At 35.8% G+C, this 12,676-nt stretch carries 9 protein-coding genes; all 9 read right to left on the bottom strand.

Annotated features, from left to right (window positions below):
- The coding region (gene tnpA, locus C4S61_RS17370; RefSeq protein WP_103924479.1) for an IS66 family insertion sequence element accessory protein TnpA at positions 1 to 264 on the bottom strand (264 nt) is incomplete at its 3' end.
- A 202-nt stretch (positions 265 to 466) separates the two neighbouring features.
- Positions 467 to 871: a hypothetical protein gene (locus C4S61_RS17365; RefSeq protein WP_103926071.1), complete on the bottom strand. Its 405-nt coding sequence runs from the start codon at positions 869 to 871 to the stop codon at positions 467 to 469.
- Between the two features lie 149 nt (positions 872 to 1,020).
- On the bottom strand, positions 1,021 to 2,160 hold the full coding sequence (locus C4S61_RS17360; RefSeq protein ID WP_103926070.1) for a hypothetical protein: 1,140 nt from the start codon (positions 2,158 to 2,160) through the stop codon (positions 1,021 to 1,023).
- Between the two features lie 259 nt (positions 2,161 to 2,419).
- Positions 2,420 to 4,201: an FISUMP domain-containing protein gene (locus C4S61_RS17355; RefSeq protein ID WP_103926069.1), complete on the bottom strand. Its 1,782-nt coding sequence runs from the start codon at positions 4,199 to 4,201 to the stop codon at positions 2,420 to 2,422.
- A 164-nt stretch (positions 4,202 to 4,365) separates the two neighbouring features.
- Complete coding sequence (locus C4S61_RS17350; RefSeq protein WP_146064432.1) at positions 4,366 to 6,252, bottom strand: Ig-like domain-containing protein; 1,887 nt, start codon at positions 6,250 to 6,252, stop codon at positions 4,366 to 4,368.
- Positions 6,249 to 7,598 carry a DUF5723 family protein gene (locus C4S61_RS17345; RefSeq protein WP_103926067.1) on the bottom strand — a complete coding sequence of 450 codons (1,350 nt, stop codon included), beginning with the start codon at positions 7,596 to 7,598 and terminating at the stop codon, positions 6,249 to 6,251. The genes C4S61_RS17350 and C4S61_RS17345 overlap by 4 nt, the downstream gene beginning before the upstream one ends.
- A 47-nt stretch (positions 7,599 to 7,645) precedes the next feature.
- The gene (locus C4S61_RS17340; RefSeq protein WP_103926066.1) at positions 7,646 to 10,495 is read right to left on the bottom strand and encodes a tetratricopeptide repeat protein; all 2,850 of its coding nucleotides are present in this window, start codon (positions 10,493 to 10,495) and stop codon (positions 7,646 to 7,648) included.
- Positions 10,492 to 11,262 (bottom strand): hypothetical protein, encoded by a 771-nt coding sequence (locus tag C4S61_RS17335; RefSeq protein ID WP_103926065.1) that lies wholly within the window; start codon positions 11,260 to 11,262, stop codon positions 10,492 to 10,494. Before C4S61_RS17335 ends, C4S61_RS17340 begins: the two co-directional genes overlap by 4 nt.
- Positions 11,259 to 12,539: a hypothetical protein gene (locus tag C4S61_RS17330; RefSeq protein WP_103926064.1), complete on the bottom strand. Its 1,281-nt coding sequence runs from the start codon at positions 12,537 to 12,539 to the stop codon at positions 11,259 to 11,261. Before C4S61_RS17330 ends, C4S61_RS17335 begins: the two co-directional genes overlap by 4 nt.
- Positions 12,540 to 12,676: the final 137 nt, after the last annotated feature.

The following is a 12,676-nucleotide window of genomic DNA, read 5'->3' as shown; positions in this document are numbered from 1 at the left end:
AAAAGACCCAAACAGCTCCACACTGATTCCGCTTGGATAGCTGATCTTGGCCACCGCTGACTGAGAAGCGGACTCAGCCAGTTCGATTCTGGTAAAACCGGTGGAAGCATCCTGGGAATCGGGCTTGGTTTCAAACTTTTTGCACCAAGCATAAAAACTCACTTTTGAAATCCCTTCTCGATCTGCAAAAGCTGCTTTACTCAATCCGGATCGCTGCCACCTGTAAAACAGCTCATAGTAGGTTTCGATACTCGTCTTTTTCATCCCGCAACTTTAGCTCAGAATTCAAAGCGCATCAAGATGCAGTTCGTCGGAGGGATACGACCAACTCTCAAAAAATAGAACTAAAAGGTAAATCACACAGACACCAATAATAAAAATTCATCCCTAAATTAGCCAACAGATCCACCGGTAAAGGGGTGGGTCAGTTTAGAGCGAAACACATGGGTCAGTTTGAGTGAAATAATCAATCTCTATAAATATCTTCAGCCTCCTTCATAGTATTTGCTACTATATGCCCAAGTCCATTACTTATGCAATTGCCCCAACTCCTATCAGGCTGGATCTGAAAAGAATAGACGATCAGTGATTGCCTTGGATGAACGAGTACAGCAAACCTGTTGCTTATGTTATCTTGAGGATATTGTTTATACAAATCCTTTTGTAATTGTCTTTGGAACTCACTTGGAGAAGGTGATTTTAACTCAACTTCTTTACTAAGTGCTATTTTAGCGTTTCCACAGGCCATATTTTGATCTTCTGTATAATATGCAAAAGCATAATAAGTCTGCCCAATTGACGGAAACGAAATTGTTTCCAGACCTAACAGAAAGATTAATGGAAATAGATTTTTTTTGGAAATATTCAGCATAATTGGTAAACTTAAAGACTTTTTATTTTAAATCCACTATGTGGAATGCAACCCTTAAATTTTCATTTAATATTATCAGCCAGTTAGAGCTTTGTATAAATAAACTATTTAATTTTGCGCAATTAGTAAGTCAAATAACCACATTCCTTTTACCATTCAGGTTTAATTTTAATACCCGAATTCTTATTCAATTTCAAATTATAAATATTAGTCTTCGCACTTAAGTAATGTGGATTTCTCTTATAGCCTGATTTCCCTAAATGCGCAAGGCTAGAAAGTCCGACAGCAAGCCCACCACCAAGTCCTCCATACACAAGAATAGAAGTTGCCACATCACCTTCTTCTTCAAGTTCTGTATTTACAGTAGAATTTAAAACAGCAGCAGCACCCACTGTACCTAGCAAAAATAAAGATGCGCTCCAAATTGCCTTTTTGACAGCCTTTTTCTTATGGTATTTGTTCCAAAATTCAAAGTTTGATAAGATGCTATTATAATGCTCCATTAATATATTTCTCGCAAGATCATTTTCAAATTCATTCACTAGGTTAAATAAAAACTTCAGTTTGCCGGATTCATCTTTGAGTTCATCATAGCCTTCTATAATTTTAAGTACAGCCTTAGGATTTCCTTGATTTGCCAAATTAAGATTGTCCTTCATCATTGATCGCACCACCTCATTTTTTCTTGCATCTGCTTTAGCTTGAATTTCTCTAGCCTTTGCCTGCCTTTCAGCTTGCACTTGTTGCTCTTGTTCTTTTTTGATTCTTGCCTCTCTAATATCATTTCCAATTAAGCCACCAAGAGCTACTAGCCCCTCTACGGCCACAACGAGTTCATCTCCTTGGGAATAAGAGCCTCCCAAAAGCGAGGATGCACTTGCTACTTGACTTGAGGTGTTATTAGCCATTGTTCCCCATTGTGGCTGCCTTGATACCAATTCTGGACAACAGATTGGATCTCCCATGTTTCGAATATTAGCCTTAGTAGCTGTAATTAAACTACCGACTTTCGTTTTGTCAGTAGGGGTCACAGAATAAGTAGCTGAGCAAAATAACATGGCTAAATAGGCGCATTGTGAACATCCCTGAGCATCCTTTTCTAGTGTTAACCTTTTATAATGAGCCATTTCACTATTCTTGGCTTCAGTACATTGTGCCTTCAAATTGAATACAATTATAAAGCATAATAAAATCAAAAAAACAAACTTTTTCAGTGATTCATTCTTTACTTTAATAACCCAATCTAATAAGATGGCTGGTGCTTGGATTTGATGAACAGTAATTCTCATAGCAATTAACTAGTATTACAAATACGACTTTAATTTTTTATAATTACTTTCTTAAATACCCAAAAGAAGCGTTCATTATTTAATAAAATACCGCCTTGTTTAATATAGTAATGCTCGGTTATCAAAATATCAACATTTAACATTTATCCTTTTTTTTACAAAAAAACAAATACTGTAAAATTTTATAAAATCGACCCGCTTAGCGGGTAGTTATATGATCAAATGATCAAATTAACTAACCCTTTGACCTGGCTCAGGGCTAATCCCTGAGGCAGCGGCAGGAATTCCCATAAGTCCTGCCGAAGCCGACGCCTCTGGTGAGACTGCCACTTGACCTGCTCAGGTATCGACCCCAATCACTACCATCATTCGGAGAAGAACTCCACCAGTACCCACCAGAGCCAATGCTGTTGAATCCTCCAGTATCGGACCGGTGGCCTCCTGGAAGACCTGTGAAACCTGACTCATTGGTTGCTGCTATGTTTGGGGTATCCCAACTCGTAACCGATTTCATCTTGCCTCCGGCTAAAACCTCTCCTCCTAAATAATTCGTTAATATAGTCCACTCCGCATTCGTAGGAATATGCCAACCTTGTGGACAGAGTGTACCTGTATTTACCGCATACGAGTTGTAAAGTTTCCCATAGACCGCATCATTATTGGAATCATTGTTGTAATGAGACCAAGCTGGCCTACCCGTTGGGTTCCCGTTGTTCCAGATTGCAGCCCAGTCTTGTGTAGAGGCTGCCTGAAAGATATTACCAGCGTAGCGCAGGTTTTCTGCAAACCAAGTTTGCGTGCCGATTTTTACAGTTTTATAGACGTTGCCATCTCGGGGGTCGGTAAAGGTGCCGTATTCAGGTCCACAACCTTCGGTGACCTCATTGCCTTTGGCGGTATAGCAAATATCTACTACTGCTTCGGATGAAAGCCACTGGTATCCGAATGCTCCAGTATTCATTGCTCCTGAGGCGAAACTGAATAGCTTAAGCTGTTTTAAAAAAGATCCGAAGAAATTTTTATTCGGTTCAATTGTTACACAATCTTCAAGGAGACCACCGATATTATTTAAGGTTATCTCGGATACAGTTAACAGTACTTCACTTAGACTTGGATTGGTTCTCAGAGATGTTAGTGTTGAAATCGTGCCATAAACATTCGATGAAACCGAAATTAGACATCCCGCAGTTCCATCTCGGTCCAATTGTGGAAGAAGCCCAGTTAAAAGATTAATTGAATATTGTTTTAAACTCTCATAAAATGCTTCATCATGCTCAATGCTGCCATCACCTGCGCCGGGTTTTCCTGTCCGGAATTTGAAAGTGTATTCTCCATCCCCGGGGATACTGTAGGGATGATCAACTGGAGTCTCGAAAGTTCCTCCTGAAGCAGTCAATAATTCAGTAATAGAACCAGCAAAGATCTGAACCCCATCAACGGTAATTTTTTTTACTCTATCATTACCTTTGTAAATTCCAATCACGGTAGAAAATGAATTTCCGCTGTTATTAAAAGTAAAGTTCTTCCCAGCCATAAAAAGATTTACAGGTAGCTCTTTTTCATTTTGTGCTACTCTCAAGCCCGCAGATTTCAAAATAGAATTAAGCGTTGCGATCAGTGCCACATTTTCGACATCAAAAAGAGATCTGCCCTGTACGATGTTTTTTTCAATCTCTGCCTTCAGCGAAGGAAAATTGCTGTCTTTCAGAATAGAATCGATGAGTTTTAACATCCCTTCCTCTGTCAAATCAAAAAAGATCGGGGCCATTAAGACTAATCCTAAGGCTGTTGTGGTAGAATTAATCTCATTAGTTGGATTTCCCGGATATTGAAATCCCATCAACACAACCTCATCATTGGGATTGGAAACATATAATCCTGTAAATTTTCCATCCTTGGACAATCCATACTCCTCCCCTTGCACAGGGCTGTTTTCAATATTAGAAAATACAGTAAAAGAATTCACATCCAGTTTGCTTCCTTGCGGGAGAATAATTTTTCCTTTTACTTCCTGAGTGGAATTAATCCAATCATACCCCAAATCAATAGTTTGGCAGGCTGACAGAATAAATAAAATAAAGAATAAGACTAGTCCACCTATTCTATTTTTAATGTTTTGTAAGTCACGGTTCACTTTCTTTCTATAAAACTTAATATTATTGTTAATTGAAAATTTAAACACTTCTACTTTATCGATTCAAGGTTTTAAAAATCGTAATCAAGAAAGGCATTCAAAAACAGAAGTTTGTTGTTTGGTTTTATAGCATATAAATAGGTACGCCTAGTGCCTAAATGACGAACTAATAACATATAGTCACTTCCACTTGTGTTTTTGTAAGTTAGATTTTTCTCAATGCGCCACAGGGAGTTATCACTACTATAGGTACCTGTAAAGTCTTCCCTAAAAAATAATTTTGTCGATCCATTATCTTCCCATTCTCCTGGCATTTCAGAGTTATAATAATTTAAGGAATCAAATGCAGTAATTTTCGTCTGAAAAGTCAAAGGGCTTCCTGCAATATGATCTCCTTCTTTATCTTTGATTTCTGCGGAAAGCGTTCCCACAGCGTTGGGTTCGTTTGGCAGCTTCCAGACCACGCTTGCTCTTCCTTCTGCATCAGTCACCGTACTTCCGAGGCTGAGTGTTCCATTTAGAGGTGGGACGCTCCAGGTAACTTTAAATCCAGATTTCTTCCAGTCTCCATATTGGGATAGCGTATCCAGATTTATCTTCACCAACAGTTCCGTTCCTGCCGAATATTCCTGATTTATGGATCCATCATTGACCACTTTTAGGCATGCCTCAATTAGGTTTCCTTCATATAGCTGTAACTTTTCAGCCAGTTCAATTCTCAAGGAAGGTATTAGTGATATCGCAAAAGGTCCTGCGGGGCTTGCATTATAAATAAATTCGGCAGCTTTGTAGAGGTTACCATACAGATTCGCTTTAGAAGCCACAAACTTAACTATTCCAAGCTTGTTCGTTATAATGGCACAATCGCCTGATAATAACGCTTGAAAAACGACTTCTGCTACCGATTTTGTTGCTTCCCCCAAAAGCTCCGTTGGGGAAACATTAGTTGCTTCCGCAAGTGTAATACCCAATTTCGTGGCGATTTTCGCGGTCAACTCCGGCGCACAGCCTTTGATACCAATACCAATTACCGCATCCAGGAATGCAGAAGTCAAAATTGTCCCCATCCGAACAACATTTTTTGAAACCACTTCGCCATTTGATTGATTTATCTTTACTGAGTAACAATCATCTTTTAAAGCTAAAGTCGCACGTTCAATTTTTGGTATTTCACTCTGAAAACTTGGATTGATTGGCCTTGGCTCCAAAATATGACTAACCGGATTTCCTCCTGAATTTGGAATAAATTCTAAAAAAATATGGCTACTCACCTGATTGAAAACGGTCAATCCATTGTCCTTCTTTACAAAACTCGGAAAGTCTTCTTTTCCCACGTTGATCCTTCCTCCATTCTGATTAAATTCAGGAAAATAGGTCTTCAGAATATAGGAATTAACATTGAGCAATTGACTGATGAATTCGGGTTTGCCCGAAAATATAGGTTCTTTGTTTTTGAGAATTTCTCCTACTGTTCCTTTTAAAAGGCTGTACACCTGCTCATTTTGAATTCCCTGAATTAAGTCCCACTTTTGTTGTGGGGTCAAAGAGGGAAACATTGGAGCGAGTCCGACTACTCCAATTGTCACCGTCTCTTCAGTGATATTTACTTCGGAACTTGCACTATCAAGCTGCACCAAAGCCGTGATCTCTCCTGATTCGTTGTCTGTAAAAAATAAAATTGACTGGTTCCCTTTAGGACCATATAATTTCTCATTCGGATTATCCATACTCATAGAATCCAGTATGGTATGCGCCTTGTAATTACTGAAATCCAAAGATGAATCCACTATAATTTTTATTTCCTGGGAATCTAGGGGCTGAGGCTTGATGGCAATAGATGGTTCTAGTTCTATTTCATTGCAAGCGACAATAAAACAGACCAAACCTGCATATGTAAGAAATTTGCATAGGTTCATAAAAAGGTTAAAATGAAAGTTGGAACGAATAGGTCTTATCATTTTTTCTCATTGACTGGAAACTTAATTCCGATATAAATATCTGTGCTCTTAGATGATGAAGAAATAAGATTAGACAAGATTGAACCCGATCCCAACATCAAAGGACCCAATCTAAAGCCCACACCCCACATCACTCCAGAATTATATTGACGAAAACTTATAGGGCTATATATGCTTAGAGCTTTAGATTCAAATCGAGGGGATATCACCAAAGAATTTACGATGGAATTGGAGTACTTAAGTTCCGATCCTGCCAAAGAATAGGCCCCATGTAAGCTCAAATAAAGTCGCTTCTTCCAATTATAGTCCGCAAAAAATTGAAGGGAAGTAGGAAGCCCAATTACAGGATTAACGAGGGATTCTCCCCCTTCATAATTTTCATCTAATATTTCATCCAGCGATTTATCCTCAAAATCAGAAGCATTAATACTGGCATTCATTTCATAATTAAACTCAGAAACTCCAGTATAATTGACTTTCCCAAAATCAACTAAAGATAAACCCAAGCGAAGTTTATATGGACTAGATAGATAAAACGAATCAAATGCATCATCTTTTTTCAACTGCATTTCATAGACCACGCCCAAATCTCCCCCTATCCCAGTGGTACCTGATAGGATTGATTGTAGAGTAGAAAAATCAGTATTCTGCAAGTCCAATCCTTGAGTGGAAGCATAGCTTAATGTACCGCTTGTATTGAGTGTGTTGGAAATAGAATTAAAATTTACTCCCAGAGACGAGCTTGAGATGAAGAGACCTCCGGCACTTGTCAAGTATTTAATCGTGCCACCTACTCGAAGCCTTCTGTAGTTATTTTCAATTAGGACTCTTCCATAGGTAAGTCCCAACTCACCCCAAATGTGAACATTTCCAGACAAATTAGTCATTTGGGACTCAAAATCAGATTGATCATCAAATCCTTCTTGAACGCTTTCCAATAATTGGCCACTGATATTATTTACATTAAAAAAACCCCGAACTCGTGAGCTAACCGCAAGACCGCTTTTATCATTCAATCTAAACATGACAGAAGGGCCTAAAATATCAACATTCCCAAAAAAATTATTGTCGTTTGACGGAGAAGTGTCAGTGTCAGAATCAAAATTGAACTGAAAATCATTCTTTTGAAGTTCTCCGATATTTACACTTATGTAGTCATTCCCCACGAAAGCACTAATAGAAATGAAATTAAATTCTGCTCTAGTATTAGAGCCAGATACATTTGCAGGATTGAGCAAAAGTGAGTTAATACCCGAATAATTGTCTAGTGTATTACCAATAAAAGTCTGAGACCAAACAGAAAATGGCAGAGCAATTAGTAGAAAAACTGTAGCTATTTTTTTCATAATAGAATTGTATTTTTAAATTTCCAAGAAATTACTTTTTTATAACCCTATAAATAATCTTTAATCATTTTATTAACCCTTTTATCAGCATAGGAAGGGAAACTGCTGTCCAGATATAGGTCAGCTTCAATTAATTGTTTAGTTCTTAATGCACGTTCCAGGTAGGTATATCCGGATTCTATCTTTTTGTTTTTAAAGTTTAGCATAGCTAGGCTGTATAAAAGACGAGCATTATTGGGCTCTATCTTTAAAAGTTGGTCAGCTGATGATTCGAGATCTAATAGATTATTTTTAAATACATCTCTAGTTATTAAAAGAGTTTCAAACTTATTAGTCAATTTTTTGTCGGTATAATAAGATTTGATTTTATCAAAAAACGCTTCTTCATTTGTGAGATCTTCCAATCGAAGCGAGATTAAGAAGGCATATTCCAAAACCTTTTCAAAATCTTCAAATTGGTTGCTTATCAGTTTAAAGAAATTAAAAGCTTCAATAAATTTCTTTTGCTTAAAATTTAACATGGCTAAATGATAATTACTTCCATCCATTAAATCAGGGCTTGAAACTGATTGTAAAAAATTTATTGCTGAATTTTCATAATCATTAATATTAAAATAAATCATCCCTCTCAGGTAGAGGAAATTTAGGTTTTGAGGATCTAATTTCAATCCCTCGGAAGCAGTTGATAAGGCTTCTTTGCTAAACCCCAAATTCGAATAGGCATTAGCCAGCAAAAGAAGATAAGAGTAATCTGTTGAGCTTTGAATTTCCTTAGCCTTGCTGTAATACTGTATAGCTTCAGAATATTTTTTATTATTAAAAAATAGGTTACCCAATCCTACGTAGTTTTTAAAGTATTCCTTATCATAGGCAGAAACAGCATTTTGGTTAAAATTATAGTTTTTAAGATACTTTTTCCTCGAATCTTCAAGGTTTGAGATGATTTGGGAAAAAAGACTAAATGATTGGTCAAAAAGACCAGCTTGCGAATAATTTTCTGCCAATTCATATTTAATACTTTGAGAATTGGGATTTAGTGTAAGCAATCTTTCTAAAATAGGGATAGCTTCTTTATACTCTTTCTTGTATTTTAGTAGAATTGCCAGTTGTATCAAAGCACTTGGAGAATTTTCATTCACTTCCAAGGATTGATTGACAAGCTTTTCTGCAAATTGATAATTACCAGACCGAAGAATACCTTCAAATTGAAGGGAATAATCAGCCAAAACTTTTTCAATTTGTCTCTCCAATTTGAAATCAATATCAAGTTCGCGGGAAATTTTCAAATGATCCAGTGATTTCAGAAGATCAATTCCTCCAATGGCTCGTGCATAAAAATAATGGAAGGCAGGATTTGAATACTGGGAGCTAATGCATTGTTTTAAGTGATATTCAGCATCTTCCAAGTTATTTCCTGCTAAATAAATTTTACCTAATTCGAAATGACCATCAGGGGCTATTGGATTAATTTCTGTCGATTTTGTAAAATCAGCAATTGCAGCCTCAAAGTTATTAGCTAATAAGTGAATCCTTCCTCTTTCTATGTAAAAAAGGTAGTTTTCACCATTCTTGGAAATCAGATAAGAATAATCATTCAACGAGCTTTTATAGTCAAGAAGTATAGAACTAATTTCAGCTCTTGCCAATCTTGCTCTGATAAATTCAGGCTCTCGGGAAAGAATAAGATTCAATGGATCTAACGCATTTTTCAATTCTTTAGGGTCTTTGGAACTTTCATACATCTTCTGGATAAGTAGTGCCTTTCCCAATTCATACTCGATATTACTATCCTTCCCTTTGGATTTTTTATTAAGATCTTTAAGAAGGTCGTTATTGGCAGGCAATGTCAGAAAAAATGTAACATCCCCCTTTGCTAACACGCGTTTTTCTAAGATATCCAGATTCCTAAGAACATTTGAATCCTCTTTTAATTTTAGAATAGATTGATATCTTTTAATAGCAATTTCAAGATCCCCATTTTTATGTGAAGTGAAAGCTTGCTTAGAATAAAGCTCTATCAAATATTCCTCGGAGTTAAGTAATTGAACTTCATACAGCCGTTTGGACCGTCCCAACATAACTGTATTATAAGAATCATAATTTTTTATTTGATTTGCCTTTTCAAAATAAAATGTAGCGTCATCATACCGTTCCTCATTAAAAGCATATTCACCATCTCTAAGAAGAGAATAATATTCGGCGTCATAATTTGCTTCTGTATTAAAAAACGATTGCTCTTCTGAAGACACGGAATCTGAGTCACTATCTGATAAAAAGGAAATTGTTCTGTTAGTGGATTTTGTTACTTGTACTTTATAGCTTAGTAAGTGATCAAAATTAGGCTGCATCGTATTAGTCAAACTGGCAATCGTAACAAACCATTTACCATTATCATTTTTAACTAATTCCAATTCCAAACTCCTTTTAATTGGGTTGTATAATTTTTGTTCCTCGGAAAATGAACTTTTAAATGAACTTGTGTAATTGACAATCAAAAAATAATAATTCTTATTGAATACATCAGAAACTGTAATGTCATCAAAAAAAACAGAGAAGTCACTTGTTTTATTGTATTGCAGATTGAAATTTGCTAAATAGGTATTGATATCTACATTTCTTTTCTTATTGATCAATTCAGGATTTAGATCATCTTCAACAATTACTTTAGGGTCTTTAAAAAGCCGATTTACATTTTTAGAATCCAGAGAATTCGCAATTATTTCTTCGATTTCAGAATCATACATTTGATTATTCGAGATCAAATTTAATAACCCTTCAAATTCCTTTACAATTAATCTGGACTTAGATTTAATCTCTTTCACATCCCGTTCCTCTAATCCCTGTGCAAAAGTCGAAGAAAAAATAAAATAAATAAGTGCAATCAAGATCTGTTTCATCTGCTTTCTAATTTTTCAATATTCGAAATAAGCCAACCGGACTGTTTACCTGAAGTGTCAAAATAGGATACAAGTACTTTATATTTATCTAAAATCTTAAAACTATAATTAACATCAGTTATTGATTTAATCGCCATATTACCCCTCATGATTTCGTGAATTATTATTGAAAGATTATCCAATTCAAAACTCTCCTCAAAAATCCCCTGAATATCATTTTCACCATTTATAATTCTAAAAAGATTCGAAAATCTTAGATTATGATTACTTGGATTTATAAATTTCTGAGGATTCTGTGCGATAGTATTCCAAGGGTATGAGGTAGAATTTACATCCACAATTACCCATTTCATAGAACCATCGTTTAGCTTCTCTATTTTTAAATGAAAATTAAAATTAAATTGCTTTTCATAATATATAGAAGCTAAACTCAAAATACATTTGATGTCATCATCCCCAAATTTTAGATAATAGCCTTTTGCATCAACCAAATTCACAAACTCATTTACAAGTTCTGTATTTTTAACATTCTCAGAATATATCAGGCTAGACAGCAGTTTGCTTCTAGTCTCAGGAGGTAGTTTGTTTTTAATTATGTTTCCATTGCTGATGAAATTAAGTTCATTGTTAAATCGATCTACAAAGTCATCAATTTGTTTTACTTTAAGAGACCAGGTTTCATCGTAAAAGGAATTTTCCAAAGCTTGACTGTATACGTCAACAATGGATAGTTGAATAAGGATGACGAGAACATAGAAAGTTTTCATTTGGTATCGACAACTCCAATATCAGAAAGTAAGACATCCCAGACCATTTCTTTTTGTCCTTGCATGGACTTTTCCATTCCTTTTATGACCACTTCTACATCCTTCTGCGTCACATCTGAGTAAACAACCTGATTGTCTTTGTATCCCCGGAAAGTTTGCATGACAGTCAACGTCCCATAGTAATTACCGTCAGGGGCTTTTCTAAAATTTGATACGTAATTGATCTCAGCCCACTTTATTTCCACTTTATCATATTTGAGTAGTTTAAGGCGGGTCAAATAATCCCGGATCTTACGCTTCACTGATTGAGAATATCCAGTAGTTGAAACCTCTACCTGTACATCCTCATTTACAAACAATTCTACTGCTAGGTCAATCGCTTGATTTGCTGATTCAGGATAGGTTTCTTTACTGGATATTATGGCTAAAAAATTTGTGAAATCTTCAATTTTCTGAAGTGCCTTGTCGCTAAACTCTGCAAAATCAATATCAGTAAATTCATCTTCAGATTCGTTAAGGATTTGTGGATTACTTTCTTTTTGTAAGTTAACATTTGAGTCTATTTGATTTGAATTGGAACTATTGCTGTTCTCAATTCTAGAGCCCTCTGTAGATACTTGGTTAGATCCACCTAATTCAGTTCCATTGTTTGATGACGGATTACTCACCGTTTGCACCGTAGTGGTACTTGGCGCAGATGCCAAATTTGATGGTCTACCTGATGCTACAGGTGCTTGAGGTTCAGTTGAATTTACTGGAGTTTTACCTAAAGCGATAATTTTAGGTTGCATATATTCCAAAATAGCTTTGACTTCAGTAGGATTTTTGTAGAGAATATGTTTACCTGAACTATAGATAGCCAACAAAACTTCTTCTCCTTTAACTTTTAAAGTTGAATTTGTTTCAGAAATGAAAATCTCAACCTCACTTTTTGATATATTTTCGATTTTACCTTCCAAAATTTCAGCATAACGAGTGATTATAATGTCCTTATTGAGTTTTTTAGAAGATCTAATTTCTTCATAATTCACTTTACTCTCAGGCAGGAGAATGTATTGCCCGTTTTCAAAGAATATAAATGAAGCTTGAATAGTTTTTAAGGACTGGGATTTAGAGGACTTTTTTGTTGGGAGGTATTCTATAGTATTAGAATCAATACTTTCGACAGTACATTCAATCGGAATACCATCAGATTTGTATATCACATCTTGGGCTTCAACTCTAATGGAAAAGCTAACAAGAAGGCTTATAGCTATTATTTTTAATGAATTTTTCATATGATTATAATTAATTTTTAAAGGCAATATGGAATCTCGCTTGTTCGATAATCATCCCAGTGTGTGTCGTTTTCGACATACTCGATTTCATATGTTTATAATTTGTTTTTTAAAGGCCACATGGAATCTCGCATAGT

Origin of the sequence: Algoriphagus boritolerans DSM 17298 = JCM 18970 (genome assembly GCF_900108085.1) — a bacterium.
GTDB lineage: Bacteria > Bacteroidota > Bacteroidia > Cytophagales > Cyclobacteriaceae > Algoriphagus > Algoriphagus boritolerans.
This window is presented reverse-complemented; position numbering and strand designations above follow the sequence as displayed.